At 59.5% G+C, this 25,111-nt stretch carries 25 protein-coding genes and 1 tRNA gene; 20 read left to right on the top strand and 6 right to left on the bottom strand.

Features of this window, described 5'->3' with window-relative positions; all coding sequences use genetic code 11:
- Positions 1-17: 17 nt before the first annotated feature.
- Positions 18-911, top strand: coding sequence for an AraC family transcriptional regulator (locus KHP07_RS13360; protein WP_078049832.1), 894 nt, complete (start codon positions 18-20; stop codon positions 909-911).
- Between the two features lie 192 nt (positions 912-1,103).
- Here KHP07_RS13360 and KHP07_RS13355 read toward each other — a convergent pair whose 3' ends face one another.
- On the bottom strand, positions 1,104-2,768 hold the full coding sequence (locus KHP07_RS13355; RefSeq protein ID WP_214497324.1) for an electron transfer flavoprotein-ubiquinone oxidoreductase: 1,665 nt from the start codon (positions 2,766-2,768) through the stop codon (positions 1,104-1,106).
- 521 nt (positions 2,769-3,289) lie between these two features.
- On the opposite strand from KHP07_RS13355, the gene KHP07_RS13350 reads away from it, so the two are divergent.
- The 14 genes from KHP07_RS13350 (at position 3,290) to KHP07_RS13285 (ending at position 14,850) form a co-directional block, all read left to right on the top strand.
- Entirely contained in the window at positions 3,290-4,039 is a 750-nt protein-coding gene (locus KHP07_RS13350; protein WP_028617555.1) for an electron transfer flavoprotein subunit beta/FixA family protein, read from the top strand.
- Positions 4,040-4,041: 2 nt separating this feature from the next.
- On the top strand, positions 4,042-4,971 hold the full coding sequence (locus KHP07_RS13345) for an electron transfer flavoprotein subunit alpha/FixB family protein (RefSeq protein WP_028617554.1): 930 nt from the start codon (positions 4,042-4,044) through the stop codon (positions 4,969-4,971).
- Between the two features lie 70 nt (positions 4,972-5,041).
- On the top strand, positions 5,042-5,857 hold the full coding sequence (locus KHP07_RS13340; protein ID WP_214497323.1) for a substrate-binding periplasmic protein: 816 nt from the start codon (positions 5,042-5,044) through the stop codon (positions 5,855-5,857).
- 9 nt (positions 5,858-5,866) lie between these two features.
- Positions 5,867-6,229, top strand: a complete 363-nt coding sequence (locus KHP07_RS13335; protein WP_016980006.1) for a DUF4398 domain-containing protein — start codon at positions 5,867-5,869, stop codon at positions 6,227-6,229.
- On the top strand, positions 6,226-7,041 hold the full coding sequence (locus KHP07_RS13330) for an OmpA family protein (protein ID WP_028617552.1): 816 nt from the start codon (positions 6,226-6,228) through the stop codon (positions 7,039-7,041). The genes KHP07_RS13335 and KHP07_RS13330 overlap by 4 nt, the downstream gene beginning before the upstream one ends.
- A gap of 251 nt (positions 7,042-7,292) precedes the next feature.
- Complete coding sequence (locus KHP07_RS13325; RefSeq protein WP_078049829.1) at positions 7,293-8,732, top strand: aminotransferase-like domain-containing protein; 1,440 nt, start codon at positions 7,293-7,295, stop codon at positions 8,730-8,732.
- 104 nt (positions 8,733-8,836) lie between these two features.
- Positions 8,837-9,322 carry a translation initiation factor 2 gene (locus KHP07_RS13320; RefSeq protein WP_078049828.1) on the top strand — a complete coding sequence of 162 codons (486 nt, stop codon included), beginning with the start codon at positions 8,837-8,839 and terminating at the stop codon, positions 9,320-9,322.
- A gap of 162 nt (positions 9,323-9,484) precedes the next feature.
- Complete coding sequence (locus tag KHP07_RS13315; protein WP_025854178.1) at positions 9,485-9,739, top strand: YkgJ family cysteine cluster protein; 255 nt, start codon at positions 9,485-9,487, stop codon at positions 9,737-9,739.
- A gap of 41 nt (positions 9,740-9,780) precedes the next feature.
- The gene (locus KHP07_RS13310; RefSeq protein WP_214497322.1) at positions 9,781-10,386 is read left to right on the top strand and encodes an START domain-containing protein; all 606 of its coding nucleotides are present in this window, start codon (positions 9,781-9,783) and stop codon (positions 10,384-10,386) included.
- 103 nt (positions 10,387-10,489) lie between these two features.
- Complete coding sequence (locus tag KHP07_RS13305) at positions 10,490-10,726, top strand: hypothetical protein (protein ID WP_100492315.1); 237 nt, start codon at positions 10,490-10,492, stop codon at positions 10,724-10,726.
- A 213-nt stretch (positions 10,727-10,939) separates the two neighbouring features.
- A complete protein-coding gene (locus KHP07_RS13300; RefSeq protein ID WP_065873940.1) occupies positions 10,940-11,281 on the top strand; it encodes a ribonuclease E inhibitor RraB in 342 nt (113 codons plus the stop codon).
- Between the two features lie 404 nt (positions 11,282-11,685).
- Complete coding sequence (locus KHP07_RS13295; RefSeq protein WP_078049825.1) at positions 11,686-13,095, top strand: circularly permuted type 2 ATP-grasp protein; 1,410 nt, start codon at positions 11,686-11,688, stop codon at positions 13,093-13,095.
- Positions 13,096-13,099: 4 nt separating this feature from the next.
- Positions 13,100-14,050 (top strand): alpha-E domain-containing protein, encoded by a 951-nt coding sequence (locus tag KHP07_RS13290; protein ID WP_071493927.1) that lies wholly within the window; start codon positions 13,100-13,102, stop codon positions 14,048-14,050.
- Positions 14,047-14,850 (top strand): transglutaminase family protein, encoded by an 804-nt coding sequence (locus KHP07_RS13285; protein ID WP_099493634.1) that lies wholly within the window; start codon positions 14,047-14,049, stop codon positions 14,848-14,850. The genes KHP07_RS13290 and KHP07_RS13285 overlap by 4 nt, the downstream gene beginning before the upstream one ends.
- 64 nt (positions 14,851-14,914) lie before the next feature.
- On the opposite strand, the gene KHP07_RS13280 is transcribed toward KHP07_RS13285, so the two are convergent.
- Complete coding sequence (locus KHP07_RS13280) at positions 14,915-15,721, bottom strand: c-type cytochrome (RefSeq protein ID WP_214497321.1); 807 nt, start codon at positions 15,719-15,721, stop codon at positions 14,915-14,917.
- Between the two features lie 648 nt (positions 15,722-16,369).
- On the opposite strand from KHP07_RS13280, the gene KHP07_RS13275 reads away from it, so the two are divergent.
- From KHP07_RS13275 to KHP07_RS13265, 3 genes are all read left to right on the top strand, one after another.
- Entirely contained in the window at positions 16,370-17,575 is a 1,206-nt protein-coding gene (locus KHP07_RS13275) for an acetyl-CoA C-acetyltransferase (RefSeq protein WP_214497320.1), read from the top strand.
- Between the two features lie 16 nt (positions 17,576-17,591).
- Entirely contained in the window at positions 17,592-19,739 is a 2,148-nt protein-coding gene (locus tag KHP07_RS13270) for a 3-hydroxyacyl-CoA dehydrogenase NAD-binding domain-containing protein (RefSeq protein ID WP_214497319.1), read from the top strand.
- A gap of 84 nt (positions 19,740-19,823) precedes the next feature.
- The gene (locus tag KHP07_RS13265) at positions 19,824-20,549 is read left to right on the top strand and encodes an amidotransferase (RefSeq protein WP_214497318.1); all 726 of its coding nucleotides are present in this window, start codon (positions 19,824-19,826) and stop codon (positions 20,547-20,549) included.
- Here the strand turns inward: KHP07_RS13265 and KHP07_RS13260 are convergent.
- The 3 genes from KHP07_RS13260 to KHP07_RS13250 form a co-directional block, all read right to left on the bottom strand.
- On the bottom strand, positions 20,546-21,517 hold the full coding sequence (locus tag KHP07_RS13260) for a magnesium and cobalt transport protein CorA (RefSeq protein WP_028617543.1): 972 nt from the start codon (positions 21,515-21,517) through the stop codon (positions 20,546-20,548). The genes KHP07_RS13265 and KHP07_RS13260 overlap by 4 nt on opposite strands.
- A 131-nt stretch (positions 21,518-21,648) precedes the next feature.
- The gene (locus KHP07_RS13255) at positions 21,649-22,371 is read right to left on the bottom strand and encodes a 1-acylglycerol-3-phosphate O-acyltransferase (protein WP_214497317.1); all 723 of its coding nucleotides are present in this window, start codon (positions 22,369-22,371) and stop codon (positions 21,649-21,651) included.
- 212 nt (positions 22,372-22,583) lie between these two features.
- The gene (locus tag KHP07_RS13250; protein WP_010208444.1) at positions 22,584-23,276 is read right to left on the bottom strand and encodes a crotonase/enoyl-CoA hydratase family protein; all 693 of its coding nucleotides are present in this window, start codon (positions 23,274-23,276) and stop codon (positions 22,584-22,586) included.
- 320 nt (positions 23,277-23,596) lie between these two features.
- Between KHP07_RS13250 and KHP07_RS13245 the strand changes: the two genes are divergently transcribed.
- Positions 23,597-23,686, top strand: a tRNA-Ser gene (locus KHP07_RS13245).
- A gap of 226 nt (positions 23,687-23,912) precedes the next feature.
- On the opposite strand, the gene KHP07_RS13240 is transcribed toward KHP07_RS13245, so the two are convergent.
- Positions 23,913-24,521, bottom strand: a complete 609-nt coding sequence (locus KHP07_RS13240; protein WP_099493630.1) for a TetR/AcrR family transcriptional regulator — start codon at positions 24,519-24,521, stop codon at positions 23,913-23,915.
- A 178-nt stretch (positions 24,522-24,699) separates the two neighbouring features.
- Between KHP07_RS13240 and sdhC the strand changes: the two genes are divergently transcribed.
- Positions 24,700-25,077, top strand: a complete 378-nt coding sequence (gene sdhC, locus KHP07_RS13235; RefSeq protein ID WP_099493629.1) for a succinate dehydrogenase, cytochrome b556 subunit — start codon at positions 24,700-24,702, stop codon at positions 25,075-25,077.
- The last annotated feature ends 34 nt before the right edge of the window (positions 25,078-25,111 follow it).

Genomic DNA, 25,111 nt, shown 5'->3' with positions numbered 1-25,111 from the left:
TCGCGAAGTTTTTTGCCATGTTGTTGACCCGCCATCTCGATGCCAACGCCACGCTGGTCTCCTTGATCGAAGGCCTTACGCCTTGCGACGGTTTCTCGCCGACGAACCTGCCCGGCGTGCAGGTACTGCGCGCCAGTTGCGACGTGGCGCGTGGGCCGCAGATCTACGAGCCGAGCCTGATGTTCGTGGCCCAGGGTAGCAAGGTCGCCTACCTGGGCCCGCGTACGCTGGAGTATGGCGCCGGGCATTACCTGATCCAGGCGATGCCGGTGCCGTTCGAGTGCGAGACGTTTGCCATGGGCGCCGATGCGCCGCTGTACGGGGTGACGGTGGGCATCGATCGGGTGGTGTTGGGTGAATTGGTGATGGCGATGGGTATGCAGGCCGGGCCACCGCCGACAGCGCAGACGCTGGAGTCTATGAGCTCGGTGGTGCTCGACGATGCGATGCGCGGTTGTGTCGAGCGGCTGTTGCAGTGCCTGCACGATCCGCTGGAAAGCCGGATCATGGGCCCGGCGCGGGTGCGGGAATTGCTCTTCACCGCCTTGCGTGGGCCACAGGCCGATGTGCTGCGCGCATTGGTGGAACAGCAGGGGCAGTTTTCCCGGATTGCCACCTCGTTGAATCACTTGCATGCCCATTACGCCGAGCCGCTGAATATCGAGACGCTGGCGGGGTATGCGCACATGAGTGCGTCGACGTTTCATGAGCATTTCAAGCGCTGCACGCTGTTGTCGCCGGTGCAGTACCTCAAGCGTTTGCGGCTGCTCAAGGCCCAGCAATTGCTGCTGGTGGAAGGCATGGGCGTGGCGCAGGCGGCGCATAATGTGGGGTATCAAAGTACGTCGCAGTTCAGTCGGGAATATAAGCGCTATTTCCTGCGCAATCCTGGTGAAGAACGCGCCGCATAATTCCACCAGGCACAACACCGTAAATGTGTGGGCGGGCTTGCTCGCGAATACGGTGGGTCAGCTAACACCTTCCTCAACTGACAGGCCGCCTTCGCGAGCAAGCCCGTTCCCACATTTGACCGAGGTGACTGGCTTTTTTCGGGCCACAAAAAAGGCTCCCATTTGGGAGCCTTTTTTATTCAAGCAGCGGGCTTACATATTCGGGTAGGTCGGCCCACCCGCGCCTTCCGGCGTGACCCACGTGATGTTCTGCGAAGGGTCCTTGATGTCACAGGTCTTGCAGTGCACGCAGTTCTGGGCGTTGATCTGGAAGCGCTTCTCGCCGTCTTCCTGGGTGATCACTTCATACACGCCGGCCGGGCAGTAGCGCTGCGCCGGTTCATCGTAGAGCGGCAGGTTGGTGCCGATCGGGATGCTCGGGTCCTTGAGCTTCAAGTGGCACGGTTGCTCTTCTTCGTGGTTGGTACCGGAGATGAACACCGAGCTCAGCTTGTCGAAGCTCAGCTTGCCGTCGGGTTTCGGGTAGTCGATTTTCTTGCTGTCTTTCGCCAGCTTGAGGCAGGCGTAATCCGGCTTGGTGTCGTGCAGGGTGAACGGCATCTTGCCGCCCAGGATGTTCTGGTCGAACCAGTTGAAGCCCGCGCCAAGGATCGGACCGAACTTGTGCATCGCCGGGCCGAAGTTACGGCTGGCGAACAGTTCTTCATAGAGCCAGCTCGACTTGAAGCTATCAACGTAAGCGGTCAGTTCATCACCGCCTTCGGACTCGGCAAACAGGCGGTCGGCCACGGCGTCGGCGGCGAGCATGCCGGACTTCATCGCGGTGTGGCTGCCCTTGATCTTGGCGAAGTTCAGGGTGCCGAGGTCGCAACCGATCAGTGCGCCGCCCTTGAAGACCATCTTCGGCAGCGAGTTCAGGCCGCCTTTGCAGATGGCACGGGCGCCGTAGCTGATGCGCTTGCCGCCTTCCAGGTATTGGGCCAGCACCGGGTGGTGCTTGAGGCGCTGGAACTCATCGAACGGCGACAGGAAGGTGTTGCTGTAGGACAGGTCGACGATCAAACCGACCACCACCTGGTTGTTTTCCAGGTGATAGAGGAACGAGCCGCCGGTGTTTTCGGCGCTCATGATGTCCAGCGGCCAACCAGCAGTGTGGACGACCAGGCCTGGTTGGTGCTTGGCCGGGTCGATTTCCCAGATTTCCTTCAGGCCGATGCCGTAGTGCTGGGCGTCGGCGTCGCTGTCCAGGTTGAAACGCTGGATCAGCTGCTTGCCGATATGGCCACGGCAACCTTCGGCGAACAGCGTGTACTTGCCACGCAGTTCCATGCCGGGGGTGTAGACGCCTTCTTTCGGGTTGCCTTCGCGGTCGACGCCGAGGTCACCGGTGATGATCCCGCGCACCACGCCGTTTTCGTCGAACAGCGCTTCCTGGGCGGCGAAGCCTGGGTAGACTTCCACGCCGAGGTTCTCGGCCTGCTGGGCCAGCCAGCGGCACAGGTTGCCGAGGGAGATAATGTAGTTGCCTTCGTTGTGCATGGTCTTGGGCACAAAGAAATCTGGCACCTTGGTGGAGGCGTCGGGGCTGCGCAGTACATAGATGTCATCGCGCACCACGGGGGTGTTGAGCGGGGCGCCGAGTTCTTTCCAGTCCGGGAACAGTTCGTTCAGGGCGCGTGGTTCGAACACGGCACCGGACAGGATATGCGCGCCGACTTCGGAGCCTTTCTCGACCACGCAGACGCTGATTTCCTTACCGGCTTCGGCGGCCTTCTGCTTCAGTCGGCAGGCGGCAGACAGTCCCGCCGGGCCAGCGCCGACGATGACCACGTCGAATTCCATGTATTCGCGTTCCACAGGCTATCTCCTACTCAAGGCTCAACAGGCTTTTTTTCTAATGGGTGGAGGTTCGGTGTCGTATCCATCATCACTGTGCCAAATGGCAGGGGATGACCCACCTTTCTCTCTAGGTGGCGCATTATATCTACACCACTGCTAGCGTCCAATACAAACGTTTGTTTGAATTGCCCGCAGGCTAGGTAAATCAAAGTGGTGCGGCTTATGACTGGCTATTTTGCCGTATTGACCAGAATAGGTGTTCCGGTCAATATACGGTCGGTTTTGCGCTAACCGTAGGCAGACTGCAGGTTTCAAGAGCACGTCCAAAAGCAAGACAGGTGACGCGTGCCCGGACAATGGCGCGCAGTTTACACGCTGCGATAAAGAATGACCTCTCAGTCACCACTGACGAACGGTCATCATTTCCCGTGAGCAAGGTCGCCGCCTGCGTTTTTGGAGGTGCCCTTGTGTGCCGATGAGCATCAACCGCCAGGTTCGCCTAGGCGACTTTCTTTTCACCGGAGAGTAACGAGGAATCCATGAAGGTTCTTGTAGCTGTCAAACGCGTTGTCGATTACAACGTGAAAGTTCGCGTCAAGGCGGACAATTCCGGCGTCGACCTCGCTAACGTCAAGATGTCGATGAACCCTTTCTGCGAAATCGCCGTGGAAGAAGCCGTACGCCTGAAAGAGAAAGGCGTGGCGACTGAAATCGTCGTGGTTTCCATCGGCCCTACCACTGCTCAAGAGCAGCTGCGTACCGCCCTGGCGCTGGGCGCCGACCGCGCTATCCTGGTCGAGTCCGCTGAAGAGCTGACCTCCCTGGCCGTTGCTAAGCTGCTCAAAGCCGTTGTCGACAAGGAACAGCCTCAACTGGTGATCCTCGGCAAACAGGCGATCGACAGCGACAACAACCAGACTGGCCAGATGCTGGCTGCACTGACCGGTTATGGCCAGGGCACCTTCGCTTCCAAAGTCGAAGTGAGCGGCGACAGCGTAGCTGTAACCCGTGAAATCGACGGCGGCGCGCAGACCGTTTCCCTGAAGCTGCCGGCCATCGTCACCACCGACCTGCGTTTGAACGAGCCGCGCTACGCGTCCCTGCCAAACATCATGAAAGCCAAGAAGAAGCCGCTTGAGTCGGTTACTCCTGAAGCTTTGGGCGTTTCCACCGCCTCCACCAACAAGACCGTCAAGGTTGAAGCACCGGCTGCTCGCAGCGCGGGCATCAAGGTCAAGTCGGTGGCTGAACTGGTCGAGAAACTGAAAAACGAAGCGAAGGTGATCTGATCATGACTATCCTCGTAATCGCCGAACACGATAACAAGGTGCTGGCCCCGGCCACCCTGAATACCGTGGCTGCCGCCGCTAAAATCGGTGGCGACATTCACGTACTGGTTGCCGGCCAGGGCGCTGGCGCCGTGGCTGAAGCCGCTGCGAAAATCGCGGGCGTGAGCAAAGTCCTGAACGCTGACAATGCCGCCTACGCGCATCAGTTGCCAGAAAACGTTGCTCCGCTGGTAGCTGAGCTGGGCGCTGGCTACAGCCACATCCTGGCTGCCGCCACCTCCAACGGCAAAAACATCCTGCCACGCGTTGCCGCGCAGCTGGACGTTGACCAGATCTCCGAGATCATCTCGGTAGAAAGCGCCGACACCTTCAAGCGCCCGATCTACGCCGGTAACGCCATCGCGACCGTACAGTCCAACGCTTCGGTCAAAGTCATCACCGTACGTGCCACCGGTTTCGACCCGGTTGCCGCCGAAGGTGGTTCGGCTGCCGTTGAAGCCGTTGCGGCTGCCCACGACGCTGGCACCTCCAGCTTCGTTGGCGAAGAGCTGGCCAAGTCGGATCGTCCTGAGCTGACCGCTGCCAAGATCGTCGTTTCCGGCGGCCGTGGCATGCAGAACGGTGACAACTTCAAGCACCTGTACGCCCTGGCCGACAAGCTGGGCGCTGCGGTCGGCGCTTCCCGCGCGGCCGTCGACGCAGGTTTCGTACCCAACGACATGCAGGTCGGCCAGACCGGCAAAATCGTTGCGCCACAGCTGTACATCGCCGTCGGTATCTCCGGCGCGATCCAGCACTTGGCCGGTATGAAAGACTCCAAAGTGATCGTCGCGATCAACAAGGACGAAGAAGCCCCGATCTTCCAGGTGGCTGATTACGGCCTGGTGGCGGACTTGTTCGAAGCCGTCCCTGAGTTGGAGAAGCTGGTCTAATCCAGTCGCTTCACTTATAAAGAGCCCGGTCCTTGTGACCGGGTTTTTTTTTGACTTGGAGACACACGCCATGGAATTGCGCCCTTGGGCGGTACTGCTGGGCCTCACATTGCTGCCGACGCTGTCGCTGGCCGCCGGCAAATGCGATCGCCTGGTGATCACCGGCAGCCCGGACGCACCGCCGTTGCTCTGGCGCGACCCGCAAGACCCCACGCACCTGATCGGCGCCACCGCCGATGTATTGCAACAAGTGGCCAAGGACCTCGGCTTGAAAGTCGACTTGCTCTACGGTGGCAAACGCTCCCTGGCCCTGGAGGAAGTGCGCAGCGGGCGCATGGATATCCTCGCCGACGCGCCGCTGAACCTGGGTGAGCTGGAAACCCTCGACTACATCCATCCGGCGCTGGTGCAGCTCGACTATCTGGTGTGGACGCGCAAGGATTCGGCGCTGGCCTACACCACGGCTGCCGACCTGCATGGGCACAAGGGTGCCGTGTCGGAGCGTGCACGCTTGAGCGCCGCCTTTGAAACCTTCGCCGGCGAGCAACTGAGCCTGCAACGCCTGCCGTCCCTGACGCCAGCGTTCCAGAAGCTGCTACTGGGGGAGGTGGACTACGTGTTGGCCGGACGTTATTCCGGCATGGCCATGGCGCAGACCCTGGGCATGAGCAATGACCTGGTGGCCCGCGACGTGCCCATCGACCAGCCGGGCCTGTACCTGGCGATTTCCCACAACTCGGCCTGCAATGATCCGTGGCTGCGCGGACAGCTGGCCAAAAAGATGACAGAATTGCCCGCGTCCGGTGTGGCGCAAGCTGCGTTGCAGAGCAATCTGGAGCGCTGGAAAGCGCAATTGCAGCAACCCGTCGGCACCCCAACAAAGTAGGGATTTTCAGTGACTCTTCGACCTCTTTTCGCGGCCCTCGCCGTTGTCGCTCTGGCGGGATGTGCAGCCGATCCTGCGCCGAATGAACAAATGCGCCTCACCCAGCAAGCCTTGGAGCAAGCCAGTGCCGTGGGGGCCAACGCGGATGAATCGCCTGAATTGAAACTGGCTGAAGCCAAGTTCGCCCGGGCCAAGTCGAGTATGGCCGACCAATCCTACAAAAACGCACGTATGCGTTTCGAGCAAGCCGAACTGGATGCACGCCTGGCCGAAGCCCAAGTGCTGACCCGCAAGAGCCAGGAACAGTTGAACGTGCTCAACGCCCGCATCACCCGTCTGCGCAAGCAGTTGCAGTTGGGAGAAGCCCAATGAGCCCGATGATCCGCGGTTTGAGCTGTGCGGTACTGTTGGGCACCGCCGTGTTGGGCGGTTGCGCCACCCATCCCGACAGCGAGCAGGCCTTGCAGCAGGCAAGTAACGACTTCCAGCAAGTCAAGGAAGACGCCAACGTTCTGCGTTTTGCGCCCAAGGACGTGATCCGCGCCGGTGAATCCCTGGCGCGCGCCGATCGCTTGTCCAGCTACTGGGGCAGCGGTGCCGATGTAGTGCATTACGCTTACCTGAGCCAACGCTACAGTGCCATCGCCCGCGAACATACCGAACAGGCGCTCAACCAAGAGCGGGGTGTAAAGCTCGAACTGGAGCGCCAGCGCCTGCAATTGGCCCTGCGTGAAAACAAGCTGATCAGCGTGCAGCAGCAGGGCAAATGGCTCGAAGAACAGATCGCCAGCCTGGCTACTACCCAAACCGACCGTGGCCTGGTGATGACCCTGGGCGATGTGCTGTTCGATACCGGTGAAGCAGAGCTGAAAAACTCGGCCAACCGCACGGTGCTCAAAATCGTACAGTTCCTGCAACTCAACCCCAAGCGCGTGGTGCGCATCGAGGGGTATGCCGACAATACCGGCGGCGAGCGCGAAAACCTCAAACTGTCGCGTGACCGCGCACAGTCGGTGGCGGATGTGCTGGTTGACCTGGGCATCGACGAAAAACGCATCCAGGTCGAGGGTTATGGCGACCAGTACCCGGTGGAGGCCAATGCTTCCGAGCGGGGCAGGGCGCAGAACCGTCGTGTGGAAATTGTGTTCTCCGACGAGAAAGGCCAATTGGGCGCAGCCCGATAAAGGCTTGCATCGATTTAACTGTGGGAGGGGGCTTGCCCCCGATGGCGGAGCGTCAGTCACCGAAGAGGTTGATTGAACCATCGCTATCGGGGGCAAGCCCCCTCCCACATTTGTTGGGTGTACACCCTCACAGTTTTTGCTGTCACTACAACGCGCGCTCGACTATTGTGGCAACTGTCCCCGTACACTTCTAAACTGTGCCGGTATGTTTCACACAAAAATAAAATACCCGTGAAATCGAGTGCTGCGTCATGACCAATCTGTTGCTTTACCAACGTATCGCCCAGCAACTGGCTGAGGATATCCGGCGCGGTGTCTACCAACCGGGCGAGCGTGTGCCTTCGGTACGCAAGATGAGCTCGCAGTTGAACGTGAGCCACGCCACGGTGTTGCAGGCCTACGCCAACCTGGAAGACCAGGGGCTGATCCGGGCGCGGCCGCAGTCTGGCTATTACGTGCACCAGACACCCGCGCTCACCGCGCCAACGCCGGACATCGCCCGGGTAGAGCGCCCGGGGTTGGTCACCCGCAGCAGTATCATCCAGCAGGTGTTGGGCGAGTCGCGCCGCGAAGGCGTATTCCCGTTGGGCGCCGCTGTGCCAAGTGTGGATTACTTGCCGGTGCGCGCGTTGCACCAGCAGTTGGCCAAGGTCACGCGCTTCCAGAGCCCACGGGCCTTCAGCTACATGTTCAGCCCCGGATTCGAACCGCTGCGCCGCCAGGTGGCGATCCGCATGCGCGATGCGGGCGTGGTGGTGGACCCTTCCGAAGTGGTCATCACCCACGGTTGCGTCGATGCCTTGCAGATGTCGCTGCGCGTGCTGACGCGGCCCGGCGACCTGATCGCTGCAGAGTCACCGACCTATTACGGTTTGCTGCAATTGGCTGATCTGCTCGGCCTCAAAGTCATCGAGATCCCCAGCGACCCCTCCACCGGCATGAGCCTGGAAGCCCTGCAACTGGCGGCCAACCAATGGTCGATCAAGGCGTTGGTACTGACCACGCGACTGAGCAACCCCCTGGGCGGCACCATGCCCGAGGAACGACAGAAACACTTGCTGCGCCTGGCCTCGGATTTCGATATCCAGATTGTCGAGGACGATATCTATGGCGAGCTGATGTTCGAACTGGGCCGCACCAAAGCCCTGAAAGCCTACGACCGCCTTGACCGAGTGATCTACTGCTCAAGCTTTTCCAAGACGCTGTCCCCTGGGGTGCGCATCGGCTGGATGATCGCCGGCAAGTACCAGCAGGAAATCCAGCGCCTGCAGATGTTCAGCACCCACTCCGCGTGCAGCGTCACGCAGATGGGCGTCGCCGCGTACCTGGAGAATGGCGGCTACGATCGGCATTTGCGCTATATCCGCCAGGAGTACCGCAAGAACCTCAGCGCCTTTCAGCTGGCGGTGCAGCAGTATTTCCCGGAAGGCACGCAAATGACCCGCCCGACCGGCGGCTTTATTCTGTGGGTCAGTTTGCCGGGGCGGGTCAATACCCAGGAACTGCACGTGCGTGCCCTGCAACAGGGCATCAGCATTGCGCCAGGGTTGATCTTCAGTAATACCGAGCAGTTCAACCACTGCATTCGCCTCAACTGCGGCACCCCGTGGAACCGCGAGGCAGAGCGGGCGCTGATGACCCTGGGGATGCTGGCCAGCCAGTTATGCCAGGAGACGGCGGCCGGCCTCTGAGGCGCAAAAAAGGGACAACTCCGATAGCTGGCTAATCACCGCGCTTGTCATGCCGTGCACAACAAGCGAGCATATGGCCCTCTGCCGTTAACGCTGTAGGCAATATGACTCGGATTTTTCGCGCTGTTTTGGTGATTGGCCTGTTAGGCCTGTGCAACGTCGGCACAGCGCTGGCGGCGGCCCCTGTGAGCGAAACCAAGCCTGCGGCCGACGCCGAACAGAAGGCCCCCGCGAAAAAACCGGCACCCGTCAAAAAGGCGCCCGCGGTGAAGAAGCCAGCTGCCACCGCCAAAAAACGTGCGGCAAGTAAGTCAAAATCGTCCCGAGAAGTGGCACAGACCCAATTGCCGCCGGCACAGTTGGACTTGTCACTGCCGTCGGACATGGTCAGGCACTTGCAGCCTATTGGCACCATGCCCAAGCCCAAGAGCGTGCCCTTGCTGCCGCCGATGTTCGGCGAGAAGCCCACCGATAACAGTGCTTTCCAGATCAACGGCCGCCTGCTCAGCAATGAGATGAGGCTGCAATTGCGCAACGAAGAGCGGCGCGATGTGGAAGGTGCAGCGCTGGATTTCGAATTCAAGCAGTAAACTTTTCCCACAAACGTGACGTGTCCCTTCGACCATCTGTCGCAGACTGGTCAGTCACTTTTGTTTTCTGCGAAAAACCCCTGTTAGACCATTTTAAAACGGCTGTTTTAGGGCGTACTCTAGCCCGGCCATCCACATTGAGTCGTCGAGGACCTGCTGGTCATGAATTGCCGTGAAGGCTGTGGCGCTTGCTGCATCGCCCCCTCCATCAGTTCGCCATTACCGGGTATGCCACAAGGCAAACCGGCGGGCGAACGCTGCCTGCACCTGTCGGTCGAACAGCTATGCCTGCTGTTCGGGCAACCGGAACGACCGGCGGTGTGCAGTGACTTCAAGGCGGACATCGAGGTGTGCGGCACCGACCAGGCCGATGCGATCCGTTTGATCGGCTGGTGGGAGCACATGACGGCGGCTTGATGGGCTTTACTATCGGAACTTCAACAATAAGGAATACAACAATGGGTTCGCTGAAACGAATGGCTGTGTTGTGCGGTTTTACGATGTTGTTTGCTGCCACTGCCCAGGCTGAGGATTGGCAAGTCGCCAAGGACGAAGACGGTATCAAGGTGTCCCTGAGCGAAATTGCCGGCTCCAAGTACAAAGCCTATCGCGGTGTGACCGTGATCAAGGCGCCTGTGGCCAAAATCGTCGCCCTGCAGGAAGACGTGGCCGGTGCCTGTGCCTGGATCCACGAGTGCAAGTCCCAGAAGCTGGTCGACAAGAAAGGCGATGAGAGCTGGACCTACACCCAATTCAAGGCCCCGTTCCCCGTAACGGACCGTGATTCCTACTTGCATATCACCACCACCAAGGCGGCCGACGGCACCCTGACCCGTAAGCTCGAAGGCGTCCCGACCTACAAGCCTGAAGAAAAAGGTTACGTACGGGTTGCCCAGGTCGATGGCTTCTGGAAACTCGTGCCAAAAGGCGATAACCAGACCGAAGTCACTTACCAGGTGCACACCGAGCCAGGTGGCAGCGTGCCTTCGTGGTTGGCCAACAAGTTTGTGGTGGACGCGCCGTTCAACACCTTGAAAGCCTTGAAAGAACACGCTGAAAAATAAGCGCAGTTGATCCGGTGCCTCCTGACTTGAGTGGAACGTTTGGCGAACCCTCAAGGTCCAGATAGTGGTAAGCCCACACACGGGTTTTATCGAGGAGGCACCGATGCAAAAGTGGCAGATTACCTTCGTTGATGATCACGGCGTTCAGACCGTCGAGCAGTTCACCTGCGATCAGAAGCCCAGCCTCGAAGATGCGGCACACATGATTCGCAACAAACTGGTGCCCATCGCCGCTGAACTGGACCTCAATGACCTGGAGGGCCGCAAGCCCGAGCCTACGGTCAAGATCCTCAAAGACCAGAACAGTATCCAGATCCTCGACATCTCTCCCGCCGCCTGAACATTCCCTGTACACACTTAAAGCGCCTCTGGTGGAGGTGATAGCTTCGCGCTACTCTGCAAGTGAGATCAGCGAATGAATCGCTAAGGTCTGGTCTTGTCAGCTACATGCTTGTTTTCCAGCGGTGATGTTTTTGCCGTAGCCCCCACGCCAGTACGGCGTGGGCTTCGGGAAGCACGGAAAGTCTATCCATCAATTCGAGGAGCACTTTTCATGAGCACAGCCTATCAAGAAGACATCAGCACCAACGTTCTGCGCCGCATGAAAGAGGGCGGCTTCGACTTTTCACGTTTTCACCCCATCGAGTTCTACGCCATTTTCCCGGATGAGGAACGGGCGCGCAGGGCTGCGGGTGAGTTTCGTGGGGAATCCCTGAATGCTCAGGTCAGTGCGCGCGACGATGGCGCCTGGTACTTGGAGCTGAGCAAAATCATGTCCGCCACCTACGACGGCATAGGAGACTTCGAGCAAGACTTTGAGGCGGTGGTCGAGCCGCTGGGCGGTATCATCGAGGGATGGGGCGTCAAGCAGGAGGTGCGTGGGTTACCCATGTAGCGGCAATGTATGAGCAACACAACGTATCGGCTGACCTTTGGGTCGGCCGATTTTGTTTGTGCAGCGTCGACATTTTCACCCACGCATTCACCGCGCAAAAAAAAACCACCCAAGAGGGTGGCTTAAAGGGAAGAGCGGTTCGCTGAAGCTGTAGGACGCATCCTGTTCAGCAGATGGGGCTGATTATCCGCAGACTTGGGCGGGCAGTGAAATCAACTCTGACTATGCTGTTGATAGGCAAAGCCCGCATTACGATGAAGCGTGCTGCCATGCACCGGGCATTCTGCGCACCAGGACGGTGCGAGAGGATTCTGGTTGTAATTCAACCCACTGATTTTTAAGTGTTTATGCCGCTGGCACGGGCCTTGCGATGGTTCTTGCGCCCGGGTGACAAGGAGTTCGGCATGATCCGCACTTATTACGATGAAATGTACGATGGGGCAGGGCAGGTCCGGCCTCATTACCGCGAGTTCGCCCGTTGGTTGGCCGAAACCCCGCCTGAATTGCTGGCTCAACGCCGGCGCGAAGCCGATTTGCTGTTTCACCGCGCCGGGATCACTTTCACCCTGTACGGGGACGAGCAGGGCACCGAGCGCCTGATTCCTTTCGACACCATCCCGCGCAGCATTCCCGCCAGCGAATGGCGGATTGTCGAGCGCGGCTGTATCCAGCGCGTCAAGGCGCTGAACATGTTTCTCGCCGACCTGTATCACGAACAGCGCATCATCAAGGCCGGGATCATTCCCGCCGAACAGGTGCTGGCCAACGAGCAGTACCAATTGGCGATGCAGGGCCTGGACCTGCACCGCGACTTGTATTCCCACATTTCTGGGGTCGACCTCGTACGCGATGGCGACGGCACGTACTACGTGCTGGAAGACAACCTGCGTACCCCCAGCGGCGTGAGCTACATGCTTGAAGACCGCAAGATGATGATGCGCCTGTTCCCCGAGCTGTTCGCCGCCCAACGCATCGCGCCCATCGACCACTACCCCAATCTGTTGCTGGACACCCTGAAAAGCTCCAGCCCCCTGGACAACCCCAGTGTGGTGGTATTGACCCCGGGCCGCTTCAACAGCGCGTTCTTTGAGCATGCCTTTCTTGCTCGTGAAATGGGCGTGGAACTGGTGGAAGGCGCCGACCTGTTCGTGCGCGATGACCGCGTCTTCATGCGCACCACCGATGGCCCCAAGGCCGTGGACGTGATTTACCGTCGCCTGGATGACGCCTTCCTCGATCCCTTGGCTTTCAACCCGGATTCCATGCTTGGCGTGCCCGGCCTGCTCGCGGCCTATCGCTCCGGCAATGTGGTGCTGGCCAATGCCATCGGTACCGGGGTGGCGGATGACAAGTCGGTGTACCCCTTCGTCACCGAGATGATCCGCTTTTACCTGGACGAAGAACCCATCCTGAAGAACGTTCCTACATTCCAGTGCCGCAAGCCCGACGAACTCTCCCACGTATTGGCCAACCTGCCAGACCTGGTCGTCAAGGAAACCCAGGGTTCCGGCGGCTACGGCATGCTGGTTGGCCCCGCGTCCACAGCGGCGGAAATCGAAGCCTTCCGGGCGCGTATCAAGGCCAAGCCCCACGCCTATATCGCCCAGCCAACCCTGTGTTTATCCACTTGCCCGACCTTTGTCGAAAACGGCATTGCGCCACGTCATATCGACCTACGCCCGTTCGTGTTGTCCGGCAAGGAAACCCGTGTGGTCCCCGGTGGCCTGACCCGCGTGGCATTGCGCGAAGGCTCGCTGGTGGTCAACTCGTCCCAGGGTGGCGGCACCAAAGACACCTGGGTGGTCGAGGACTGATGCCATGTTGAGTAGAACTGCCTCGGATTTGTACTGGATGTCGCGCTACCTGGAACGCGCGGAAAACCTCGCGCGCATGCTTGATGTCAGCTATTCGCTGTCGCTGATGCCCCAGGACGGGCGCGGTGATGGCCTGCATGAACTGGCTATGCCGCTGTTGATCACCGGCACCCTGGAGGATTATCACGAACGCCACGGCGAACTGCACGCCGAGCGCCTGTTGCACTTTTTTGCCCTGGATGCGGCCAACCCGGCCAGCATCTACAGCTGCCTCGGCGCGGCGCGGGCCAGCGCCCATGCGGTGCGTGGGCGGATTACCGCCGACATGTGGGAAAACATCAACGCGACCTGGCTGGATATTCGCGACATCGCCCAGCAGGGCCTGAGCCGCTATGGCATGAGCCGGTTCTGTGAGTGGGTCAAGGAGCGGTCCCATCTGTTCCGCGGTGCCACCTACGGCACCATCATGCGCAACGATGCCTTCCGCTTTATTCGCCTGGGCACCTTTATCGAACGTGCCGACAACACCCTGCGCCTGCTGGACGCCCGCTACGAAATGGCCGGTGACCGTGCCGAAGCAGTCACGGATGGCACGGCCCACGCCTACTATCAATGGAGCGCCTTGCTGCGTGCGTTGTCGTCGTTCGAGGCCTACACCGAGATTTATCGCGACGCCCCCGGTGCGCGGCAAGTCGCCGAGTTGTTGCTGCTGCGCGCCGATGTGCCGCGCTCACTGCGGGCCTGCAGTGAGGAGATCGACCAGATCCTCGCCAGCCTGCCAGGTATCAATGGCCGCCCGGCCCAGCGCCTGGCCGCGGAGATGGATGCGCGCCTTCGCTTCACCGCCATCGATGAAATCCTTGAGGAAGGCCTGCACGCCTGGCTGACCGACTTTATCCCCTTGGTCCGCCAGTTGGGCGACGCCATCTACAGTTCCTACCTGGAGGCGGCATGAGACTCTCCATCAGCCACGAAACCACCTACCACTACGAAGACCAAGTGCGCGCCAGCATCCAGTACCTGCGCCTCACGCCCCACGACAGCGAGCGCCAGCACGTACTGAGTTGGCAGCTTGACCTGCCGCGTCCGGTGCGCGCCCAGGTGGACCCGTTCGGCAACATCCTGCATGTTTTGACCCTGGATGAACCCCATGACGCCATTATCATCGGCGCCCGTGGCCAGGTGGACATCGACGAATTGCGCGAGGCGGAGCATGAGAGCCAATCGGCGTTCCCATTCCTGCGCTGTACCCGCCTCACCGAGCCCGATGAAGCCCTGCGCGGGTTTGCCGACCAGCATTGCCATCAGCGTCGCGACCGTACGGCGCTGATCGACCTGATGCATGCGCTCAGCCAGACGATGGTCTACACGCCTGGCGCGACCGAGGTCGACACCTGCGCCGCGCAAGCCTTCGCTGGCCGTGCAGGCGTGTGCCAGGACCATACCCATGCGTTCCTGGCCTGCGCACGCAGCCTGGGGATTCCGGCGCGGTATGTGTCGGGGTATTTGTACTCGGAGGACAGCACGCACCTGGCCAGCCACGCCTGGGCCGAAGCCTGGCTGGATGACGCCTGGTACAGTTTTGACGTGACCAACCAACTGGCCCGTCCCGAGCGGCATTTGAAGCTGGCGGTGGGGCTGGACTACCTCGACGCCTGCCCGGTACGCGGCATGCGCCGTGGCGGCGGGCATGAACAGATGCATGCCAAGGTGTTCGTGGCGCCGACGCCGGTTATTTCTGTCCAGCAGCAATAACCCAGAACACCGCAGATCAACTGTAGGCGCCGGCTTGCCGGCTCCTACAGGGGCAACGTCAAGATCAGGGTTGTAGCTTGCGCCCGGCCATATGCTTCAAATACCCCACCAATAAATCCAGCTCATTGTCGGGCAACACACTGGCGGCAAACGCCGGCATCTTCGCCTGTGGCCAATGCCGCAGGCTCTGCGGGTCACGGATATAGCGCTTGAGGAAATCACCGCCAAAATACTCGGTGGGGTTGTAGGGGATATTCAGGTCTGGCCCCACCTGCGCATCGCCGGCGCCATTTAGGCGATGGCAAGCCAGGCAGTTTTTCTGGAACAGCACAAAGCCCTGGTTGATCGGGTCATTGGCTGCCAGTTTTGGATCTGGCAACAAAGCCGGAAAGCGCTCCGCGACCGTCTTCAACTGTTTGATCCCGGAGATCTGGAACGGCCACTGCTCCGGGCTGATGTGCCCGGCTTGCGGGTCGGTCCACACCAGGTAGAACGGCCCGGCACTCGGTTTACCGTCGGCCAGCGCAGGCCATGGCTGGGCGGGATCTTCCACCGCGAGCCAGGCGCGGGCACCGCGTTTCTCCAGCAGCGGCGCAGCCGTGAGTTCGGCGGCGAACCCATCGAGGGCAACGGCTTGCAGGTGACTCTCAGGTTTCAACCCAGGCAGGAGCACCGCCAGCGGCACGGCGCGATAGGTCATGGTGCGCTTGTAGGACACGTCATCAGCGATCTGCACCGACTGCGCTTGTGGGTGCTTGAGCAAGTCGGCGGTCTGCCAAGTCTTGCGGGTGTGGTCGAGTTCGATGGTCAATTGCGCGGCCGCAGCGGGAAGCGTGATCAGCACGGCGAGGAGGGCGATGATGGGTTTCAAGACGCAGGCTCGAATCAAAGGTGTATTTAGGCTAACGATACCGGAATTCGACACGCAAAAAGGCAGCCCCTGCAGGACCGCTATGCGCAATGTCCCGGCAGGTGCTGCCAAAAGCTGCAAACCCTGTGCTGTGATGGCACGCAATGTAGGCGTGGAGGGGTCACCCCATAACCTTGGTTAAGTTGGGCAAGATCAGAATCAGTGTGGTGGCGAACAGAATGAGTCCCGCCTGACGTACTTTCGAATGTTTGAACATGGCTGACTGCCTTTTGTTGTTATTCCTGAGCGTCAAATGCGTGCCGGTTTTTATTTCAGTATGGCGAGATGACGTGTCGCTTTTCTTACAGTTGCTCCAGCAAAACCCGGCAGCAACTTCTTACTGATTGAACCTTAGAGCCCTCGTTCTTCGTGGCTTAGACCCATTTCATATCAGCTAATCAACTTTTGAGCTTAAAAAGGCATGAGGCATATCGCCATCTTGGCGCCAATGCCTTGGCTAGACAGCTAAAACGATTAATCAGGTAATTGCCGACGTTGGCTACCGTTCGTCCGAGCGAGGGGGTCAAAAGCAATGAGCGCATCCGTCATTGAAACCGTGTCAATCGGGCCTAAGGTAGAGGCACACATGCACAGCGGTTCGAGGACGTCATGACCCAAGCTTTGATCTTTGATGCGATACGCACGCCCCGTGGCAAAGGCAAGCCTGACGGCGCCTTGCACAGCGTCAAGCCGGTGAACCTGGTGGCCGGCTTGCTCACCGCCCTGGCCCGACGCAGCGACCTCGACACCCATCAGGTCGACGACATCGTGCTCGGCTGCGTGACCCCCGTGGGCGACCAAGGCGCCGACATCGCCAAGACCGCCGCGCTGGTGGCGGACTGGGACATCAGCGTCGCCGGCGTGCAGATCAACCGCTTCTGCGCCTCAGGCCTGGAAGCGGTCAACCTGGGCGCGATGAAGGTGCGCTCCGGCTTCGAAGACCTGGTGGTGGTCGGTGGCGTCGAGTCCATGTCCCGTGTGCCCATGGGCAGCGACGGCGGCGCCTGGGTGCTCGACCCCCAGACCAATATGCACAGCCATTTCACCCCCCAGGGCATCGGCGCGGACCTGATCGCTACCCTGGAAGGTTTCACCCGCGAGGACGTCGACGCCTTTGCCCTGCATTCGCAGCAAAAAGCGGCCAGGGCCCGTGCGGACGGTGCCTTCAATAAGTCGCTGATTGCGGTGCAGGACCAGAACGGCATTGTGCTGCTCGACCATGACGAATTCATTCGCGGCGACTCCACCCTCGAAGGCCTTGGCAAGCTCAAGCCCAGTTTTGAAATGATGGGGCAGATGGGCTTCGACGCCACCGCGCTACGGGTCTACAGCCATGTGGAGCGCATCCACCACGTGCATACGCCCGGCAATAGCTCCGGCATCGTCGATGGCGCCGCGTTGATGTTGATTGGCTCCGAGGCCAAGGGCCGCGAGCTGGGCCTGCAGCCACGGGCGCGCATCGTCGCGACGGCGGTCACCAGTACCGACCCGACCATCATGCTCACCGGCCCCGCGCCTGCCACACGCAAGGCCCTGGCCAAGGCTGGGCTGCGTGTTGAGGACATTGACCTGTTCGAGGTCAACGAAGCGTTTGCATCGGTAGTGCTCAAGTTCATCAAGGACATGGGCATCGACGCGGGGCGGGTCAACGTGAATGGTGGCTCCATCGCCATGGGCCACCCGCTGGGCGCCACCGGCTGCGCGATCCTTGGCACCCTGCTCGACGAGCTGGAAGTGCGCCAGCAGCGCTATGGCCTGGCCACTTTGTGTGTCGGCGGTGGCATGGGCATCGCCACCATTATCGAACGCCTCTGAGCCCAAGGAATCTGTCATGACCCAAGCCATTCGTTACGAAAAAGGCCAGGACGGTATCGTCGTGCTGACCCTCGATATGCCCGGCCAGAGCGCCAACACCATGAACAGCGTGTACCGCGAGGCCATGGCGGCCACGGTGGAGCGCCTGGAGGCGGAAAAAGACAGCCTTGCCGGGGTAGTGATTACCTCGGCCAAGAAGACATTTTTTGCCGGTGGCGACTTGAATGAACTGATCAAGGTCGACAAGGCTCACGCCAAGGAATTCTATGACAGCGTGCTGGTGTTGAAAGCACAGCTGCGGCGCCTGGAAACCCTTGGCAAACCGGTGGTGGCCGCCATCAATGGCGCGGCGCTGGGGGGCGGCTGGGAGATTTGCCTGGCGTGTCATTACCGTGTCGCGCTGGACGACAAGTCGGTGCAGCTAGGCTTGCCGGAAGTCACCCTCGGCCTGCTGCCGGGCGGCGGCGGCGTGGTGCGTATGGTGCGCATGCTGGGGCTGGAAAAGGCCCTGCCGTATTTGCTGGAAGGCAAGAAAGTACGGCCGCAGCAGGCGCTGCAAGCCGGGCTGGTGAATGAGCTGGCGGCGGACCGCGAAGCGTTGCTGGCTCAATCCCGTGCCTGGATCCTGGCCAATCCGGACGCCAGGCAGCCGTGGGACAACAAGGCCTACTCGATCCCCGGCGGTACCCCGTCGAGCCCGAAAGTCGCGCAGATGCTGGCGATTGCACCGTCGATTTTGCGCAGTAAGACCCAGGGCTGTTTCCCCGCACCGGAGAAAATCCTCTGCGCTGCCGTTGAAGGCGCCCAGGTGGACTTTGACACCGCGCACCTGATCGAAACCCGCTACTTCACCGAGTTGGTAACCGGGCAAGTGGCAAAAAACATGATGGGCACCTTTTGGTTCCAGCTCAACGAGATCAACGCCGGCAGTTCACGGCCGCAAGGGTATGCACCCTACGTCACGCGCAAAGTCGGTGTGCTGGGCGCTGGGATGATGGGGGCGGGGATCGCCTATGTCAGTGCCTGCGCAGGCATCGAGGTGGTGCTCAAGGACATCAACCTGGCAGCCGCCGAGAAGGGCAAGGCGCATTCGGCGGCGCTACTGGACAAGAAGGTCAGCCGTGGGCAATTGACCGCCGAACAGCGGGAAGCCACCTTGGCGCGTATCCATCCTACGGCCTTCGATGCCGACCTGGCGGGCTGTGATTTGATCATCGAAGCGGTGTTCGAAGACCGCGACCTCAAGGCCAAGGTGTCTGCTGCGGCGCAAAGCGTGGTCGGCGCCGAGGCCGTGATCGCCTCCAACACCTCCACCTTGCCCATCAGCGGCCTGGCCACGGCGGTGCCGGATCAAAGCCGGTTCATTGGCCTGCACTTCTTCAGCCCGGTGGACAAGATGCCCCTGGTGGAAATCATCAAGGGCGCGCGCACCAGCGACGGAACCCTGGCGCGAGGTTTCGACTTCGTCCTGCAAATCAAGAAAACCCCGATCGTGGTCAATGACAGTCGTGGGTTCTTCACCTCAAGGGTGTTTGGCACCTTCACCAACGAAGGTATTGCCATGTTGGGCGAAGGCGTGGCGGCGCCGATGATCGAGACCGAAGCGCGCAAGGCCGGTATGCCGGTGGGGCCGTTGGCGGTGTCGGATGAAGTTTCCCTCAGCCTGATGAGCCATATAAGGCAGCAGACGGCCACGGATCTGCAGACCGAAGGCAAGGCCGTGCCGACACACCCGGCAACGGCGGTGATCGATCTGTTGGTCAACGAATACAAACGCGTGGGCAAGGCGGCGGGGGGCGGTTTTTATGAATATCCCAACGGTGGACAGAAATACCTTTGGCCAGAGCTGAAAAGCCGCTTTGAACGGCCCGACCAACGCATCTCGCCACAGGATGTGCGCGACCGCTTGCTGTTTATCCAGGCCATCGAGACCGTGCGTTGCGTGGAGGAGGGTGTGTTGATGTCCACGGCGGACGCCAACGTGGGCTCGATCTTCGGCATTGGTTTCGCGGCCTGGAGCGGCGGTGCGTTGCAGTTCATCAACCAGTACGGTTTGAACGACTTCGTCGCCCGTGCTCGATACCTGGCGGAGCAATATGGCGAACGTTTCACGCCACCGGCGTTGTTGCTGGAGAAAGCGGCGCAAGGTGACGTGTTCCGGTGAAGCAGGAGGGGCTTGCCTTGAAGGGGTATTTCAAGGCAGGCTCTGGGGTGTGCATTATTCCCATCACCGTGTCAGGTATTTTTTATGTCGCTACGCGTCTGTATCCTGGAAACCGATATCCTGCGTCCAGGCTTGATCGATCAATACCAAGGCTACGGGCAGATGTTCAAGCGCCTGTTCTCCAAGCAACCGATTCCCGCCGAGTTTGTTGTCTATAACGTGGTGAACGGTGAATACCCGTCCGACGACGAAGTGTTCGACGCTTACTTGGTGACCGGCAGCAAGGCCGACTCCTTCGGCACCGACCCATGGATCCAGACCCTCAAGACCTACCTGCTCGAACGTTACGAACGCGGCGACAAGCTGCTCGGCATTTGCTTCGGCCACCAGTTGCTGGCACTGCTGCTGGGTGGCAAGACCGAACGCGCCGGCCAAGGCTGGGGCATGGGCATTCACGACTACAAGCTCGATGCCAAGGCGCCGTGGATGAGCCCGGAAGTGGAAGAGCTGACGCTGTTGATCAGCCACCAGGACCAGGTGACCACGTTGCCGGAGAACGCCACGGTGGTTGCATCCAGCGCGTTCTGCCCGTTTGCGGCGTACCACATCGGCGACCAGGTGCTGTGCTTCCAGGGCCACCCGGAATTTATCCACGACTATTCCCGCGAGTTGCTGGAGATCCTTCAGACAACCTTGGGCGAAAAGGTCTACACCAACGGCGTCGCAAGCCTGGAGCGTGACCACCACGGTGCAACCGTGGCGGAATGGATGATGCGTTTTGTGGCACACAAGCCCGAGGCCCGGGTTTAAAGCCAACCCGAACGCTTGAAGCTCGCCCACAAACCTGTGCAGCCTGCCGCAATAAACCCGAGCACCGCAAAATAGCCGTAGTGCCATTGCAGCTCGGGCATGTTCTGGAAGTTCATCCCGTAGATCCCCGCCACCGCGGTGGGGAAGGCGAGTATCGCTGCCCACGCGGCGAACTTGCGCTGCACCACGCTCTGGCGCGAAGCCTCCAGTAACACACCGATCTCGATGGTCTGGCTGGCGATATCGCGCAGGGTAGTGAGGTCTTCCATCTGGCGTGTCACGTGAATCTGCACGTCGCGGAAATACGGACGCATGTTCTTGTCGATAAATGGAAAGCTGAGCTTCTGCAGCTCCTGGCTGATCTCCACCATCGGCGCCACGTAGCGCTTGAGCCGCAATACGTCGCGGCGCAGGCCGTGGATCTTCTGGATATCACGCTCGCTCAACGAACTGCACAGCACATTACGCTCCAGCTCATCGATCTCGGCATGGATCGCTTCGCTCACCGGCTGGTAGTTCTCGGTGACGAAATCCAGCAGCGCATAAAGTACGAAATCTTCCCCATGCTCCAGCAACAGCGGCCGCGCCTCACAGCGTTGGCGCACAAAACCGTAGGACGCCGAGTGGCCGTTGCGTGCGGTGATGATGTAGCCGTTGCCGGCAAAGATATGGGTTTCGATGAACTCCAGCTTGCCGTTCTCGCGCACCGGTGAGTAGGTGACGATAAACAGTGCGTCGCCGAAGGTTTCCAGTTTGGGGCGGCTGTGTTTTTCCAGGGCGTCTTCAATGGCCAATTCATGCAGGTTGAACTGGCGTTGCAGGTTGGCCAGCTCCTGGGCATCGGGTTCTTCCAGGCCGATCCACACAAAGTGGTCGGGTTTGGCGGCCCAGGCCGCGCCTTCATCAAGGGTGATATCAGTGACTTTCTTACCGGCGCTGTAGACGGCGGCCGCAACAACTCTACCCATGGTGCTGATCGCTTCTTATTGGGAGGACAGATGTTGGGCAGCTTAGCCTGAATGGCGTTCCGTCGTAGCGGCAAGCTTTTTTGTGGTGAGCGAGCTTGCTCGCGCCGGGGTGCGAAGCGCCCCCAGAATGTTCAGACAGCTCGCAACTCGCGGTCCATCTGCGCGATGCATTCATCCATCTGCACATGACACGCCTGCATCAACGCCGGGATGTCATCCGAAGTCAGGCCTGTCGTAGGAATCGGCGGCAACGACCGTATGAGCACATCCCCACTGTTCCAGCGATTGAGCTGCATGTGTGTCACGTAGTTACTGACACACACCTGCACGATCGGCACACCGGCCGCAATCGCCATATGGAACGCGCCTTTCTTGAACGGCAGCAACCCTTTACCCAGGTTGCGCGTGCCCTCCGGGAACACCCAGATCGACGTGTCCTCATGCTGCAACGTGCGGGTGGTGGTGAGCATCGCGCGGCGTGCCTTGTGCGCATTGCCCCGGTCGATCAGCACATTGCCCGCCAGCCAGAACAACTGGCCGAACAGCGGCACCCATTTCAGGCTTTTCTTGGCGATGCACACCGTGCGATGCGGCACCACGTTACCGAACACAAACAGGTCGTAGTTGGACTGGTGGTTGGCAATGATCACGCAGGTGCCGGGTTTGTGGCGTAGCGAGTCCACATCGGCCTTTACGTTCAGCCGCAGGATCCACATGGCCGGCAACGCGTAGAGGCGTGCGCACAGACGGCTGTTGTCCGGATTGAACGGCCGGCACAGACCGACCAGCACGCCCAGTACACCGGCGAGCATAAAGTGCAGGCCCATCAACAACATACGTAACAGAAAAAGCATCGACAAGGCCCATCGGGAAAAAAGGTGGCGCAGTGTACGGTTGTGCACTGTATTCGGCAATTACCCCGGTACAGCTCGGAGATAGGCGATGTTTAAGAGCATGTTTCAACATCTACCGACATGGGCACGCTAGAGCGGCTGTAGAAGAATCAGAATTCTTTGTAAGAAAAAGCCCGACTCAAGGTCGGGCTCTGGCGTATCAGGTGTAGGGCTTAGCTCAGGATATGCCCTTGGTCTTGGATGATGGCGTCGTCCAAGGCTTCCAGCAGCGCCTTACGCACCTTCAATTTAGTGTGCTTGTGAGCGTTCATATTGAGCTTCTTCAACTGACGCGCCGCTTCCAGCGCTGCGGCGTGCAACTCTTCCGGTGCCACCACCTTGTCGAGGAAACCGGCTTGCAACGCGCCCTGTGGGTCAAACATCTCGGCATTGATCACAGAGCGATGGAACGCCGACTTGCGCAGACGATCCCGCGCCAACTCGATACCGGCGTGGTGCATGGTCATGCCAATCGCCACCTCGTTCAGGCCAATGCTGAACGGACCTTCCACGCCAATCCGGTAATCCGCCGACAACAGCAGGAACGCGCCCTTGGCCACCGCATGCCCAGGGCACGCCACAATCACCGGGAACGGGTGCGACAACAGGCGACGCGCCAACGTCGAGCCGGAAGTCACCAGGCCGATCGCCTCTTTAGGGCCGGCGGTCATCACCTTCAAATCATAACCACCCGACAGAATCCCCGGCGTACCGGTGATCACCACCACCGCCCGGTCCTTCTCCGCCTGATCCAGCGCTTCATTAAACGCACTGACCACCGCCGGAGAAATGGCATTGACCTTGCCGTTGCTCAAGGTCAGGGTCGCGATACCGTCTTCGAGGTGGTAGGCAATCAACTCACTCATGACGCGGTTCCTTGTAGGACTTGTTATAGAAGTATGCAGCAGACGTTACCCACCACGCCCGCCCCGGTAAAGCGCTGTGACTGACTGGCCAGTCAGGGTTTTCCCCTGCACCGGGCGTTGGAATGCCAGACGCAGGGCGCAATCACCGTCCCAGACGCACACCGCCGATGCCTGAGAATGGCACAATCACCACCCCTTGCCGGGCGTTGAACGGCATAACGGGCTAACCGCATGAATATTCTGAAAAAAACCTTTGCCATCAGAAAGGCTTTCGACTACATTAGCGCGCCTCGACAGACTGAACTGGTTTGACGAGATACGGTGAAGTGTCCGAGTGGCTTAAGGAGCACGCCTGGAAAGTGTGTATACAAGAAATTGTATCGAGAGTTCGAATCTCTCCTTCACCGCCAAATTGAAAAAACGCAAACCCCTGATTTTCCTAGAGAAAGTCGGGGGTTTGTGGTTTTTGACGTCCTAAAAATAGCCCCATGGGACCACCATGGGACTGGCGCGCTATTTTGGTGCGAAAAGGGGGCCGTAGTTATCTAGCAAATAGCGCGGTTTTTGGAGAAGGAAATCGAAGCTTTCAGGTCGTGGGTGAGGAATTTTCGGAGATGGGGTGAATGAGGCTCTGCCCTAGGTAGTGCCGTAGGCTGCCAAGAAGGTTTCTGTGGCTCGAGCAGCAGTTTCTCTGCAGAAGACCTGATCAAATCCCGACATCGTTGAAAACAAAAACAGGTCGAGCCATTCCGATTCCAAGAGAGCCCGCAGATGAAGTGCAGCCACTCGCGCATCTGTCTGACGAAGTTTTCCTTCGTCCATATACTGTTTTAACAAAGCGGACGTGGCGTCCAAGAACTGCGCTGGCCCCGCGTTGTAGCAAGCCTTCCCCAGCCCCGCCTTCCTGCCAGCGGCTGATAGTAAAAGCCGACGGACAGCCATTACCTCTTCTGAGTAAAGCAGCGTGATCACCTGCTCTCCTAGCGTTTGAAGTGCTTCACCAATTGGGAGTGATGAACTCTCCATTGCTGCGAAAGTGTCGCGCATCTGTGTACTTGCCGCGCTCATCAGCACTTCGTAAAACAGGACTTCCTTGGATTCAAAGTACGAGTAGAGCGTTGCTTTAGAGCAGCCGAGGCTTAGCGCTATCTGCGCCATGGATGCTCCTTCAAAGCTCTGGTCGTGAAAAATCTGCCCTGCGGCTTTGAGGATTGCGGCTCGCCGCACCTCTGACTTCGTTCGCATTTACGGTCTCTTTGAAAAATTTTCCTATAGTAGATCATCGGTCGTCGCACACGCATCAAAAGCTAAACTGGTCTGAGTGGTTTAGTTTAGAATCTGGGCCTGGCATACGTTGATCGTTGCCAATCCATCGTGCTGTCAGCCAACGAGCCTGACGTGATATCGGAAATTTGGAGTGGAAATGAACAAGAAGCGGCCAGTAAATCTCGACCTGATGTCTATGAAATACCCCGTCACGGCGCTGACTTCGATCCTGCATCGCCTTTCTGGAATACTGCTTTTCCTATGTCTGTTTGCGATGTTGTACGCCTTGGGTAAATCATTAAGTTCAGAGGATGGGTTCAACGAAATCAAAGGTATGCTGCTGTCGCCCCTCGGCAAGCTGATCGTGTGGGTGCTTTATTCGGCCTTGATCTACCACCTGGTGGCAGGTGTAAGGCATTTGATTATGGACGCCGGTGTCGGGGAAACGCTGGAGGGCGGAAAGCGTGGCTCCGTTATCGTCATCATCGTTTCCGCTATTCTTATTGCAGCCGGTGGAGTCTGGCTTTGGATATAAATAGCCAGGCATTGATGCGAGCGTTCTATTTCTA

The organism is Pseudomonas sp. VS40, assembly GCF_018587885.1.
GTDB classification, from domain to species: domain Bacteria; phylum Pseudomonadota; class Gammaproteobacteria; order Pseudomonadales; family Pseudomonadaceae; genus Aquipseudomonas; species Aquipseudomonas pergaminensis.
The sequence above is the reverse complement of the archived record's forward strand: the minus strand, read 5'-3'. Positions and strand labels throughout refer to the sequence as shown.

Coding starts and splice junctions, on each gene's coding strand:
- KHP07_RS13340 (WP_214497323.1), top strand. CDS start 5,042: ATGGAATTGCGCCCTTGGGCGGTACTGCTGGGCCTCACATTGCTGCCG.
- KHP07_RS13295 (WP_078049825.1), top strand. CDS start 11,686: ATGATCCGCACTTATTACGATGAAATGTACGATGGGGCAGGGCAGGTC.
- KHP07_RS13275 (WP_214497320.1), top strand. CDS start 16,370: ATGACCCAAGCTTTGATCTTTGATGCGATACGCACGCCCCGTGGCAAA.
- KHP07_RS13350 (WP_028617555.1), top strand. CDS start 3,290: ATGAAGGTTCTTGTAGCTGTCAAACGCGTTGTCGATTACAACGTGAAA.
- KHP07_RS13300 (WP_065873940.1), top strand. CDS start 10,940: ATGAGCACAGCCTATCAAGAAGACATCAGCACCAACGTTCTGCGCCGC.
- KHP07_RS13265 (WP_214497318.1), top strand. CDS start 19,824: ATGTCGCTACGCGTCTGTATCCTGGAAACCGATATCCTGCGTCCAGGC.
- KHP07_RS13250 (WP_010208444.1), bottom strand. CDS start 23,276: ATGAGTGAGTTGATTGCCTACCACCTCGAAGACGGTATCGCGACCCTG.
- KHP07_RS13290 (WP_071493927.1), top strand. CDS start 13,100: ATGTTGAGTAGAACTGCCTCGGATTTGTACTGGATGTCGCGCTACCTG.
- KHP07_RS13320 (WP_078049828.1), top strand. CDS start 8,837: ATGACTCGGATTTTTCGCGCTGTTTTGGTGATTGGCCTGTTAGGCCTG.
- KHP07_RS13240 (WP_099493630.1), bottom strand. CDS start 24,521: ATGCGAACGAAGTCAGAGGTGCGGCGAGCCGCAATCCTCAAAGCCGCA.
- KHP07_RS13305 (WP_100492315.1), top strand. CDS start 10,490: ATGCAAAAGTGGCAGATTACCTTCGTTGATGATCACGGCGTTCAGACC.
- KHP07_RS13285 (WP_099493634.1), top strand. CDS start 14,047: ATGAGACTCTCCATCAGCCACGAAACCACCTACCACTACGAAGACCAA.
- KHP07_RS13345 (WP_028617554.1), top strand. CDS start 4,042: ATGACTATCCTCGTAATCGCCGAACACGATAACAAGGTGCTGGCCCCG.
- KHP07_RS13360 (WP_078049832.1), top strand. CDS start 18: ATGTTGTTGACCCGCCATCTCGATGCCAACGCCACGCTGGTCTCCTTG.
- KHP07_RS13330 (WP_028617552.1), top strand. CDS start 6,226: ATGAGCCCGATGATCCGCGGTTTGAGCTGTGCGGTACTGTTGGGCACC.
- KHP07_RS13255 (WP_214497317.1), bottom strand. CDS start 22,371: ATGCTTTTTCTGTTACGTATGTTGTTGATGGGCCTGCACTTTATGCTC.
- sdhC (WP_099493629.1), top strand. CDS start 24,700: ATGAACAAGAAGCGGCCAGTAAATCTCGACCTGATGTCTATGAAATAC.
- KHP07_RS13270 (WP_214497319.1), top strand. CDS start 17,592: ATGACCCAAGCCATTCGTTACGAAAAAGGCCAGGACGGTATCGTCGTG.
- KHP07_RS13325 (WP_078049829.1), top strand. CDS start 7,293: ATGACCAATCTGTTGCTTTACCAACGTATCGCCCAGCAACTGGCTGAG.
- KHP07_RS13260 (WP_028617543.1), bottom strand. CDS start 21,517: ATGGGTAGAGTTGTTGCGGCCGCCGTCTACAGCGCCGGTAAGAAAGTC.
- KHP07_RS13310 (WP_214497322.1), top strand. CDS start 9,781: ATGGGTTCGCTGAAACGAATGGCTGTGTTGTGCGGTTTTACGATGTTG.
- KHP07_RS13315 (WP_025854178.1), top strand. CDS start 9,485: ATGAATTGCCGTGAAGGCTGTGGCGCTTGCTGCATCGCCCCCTCCATC.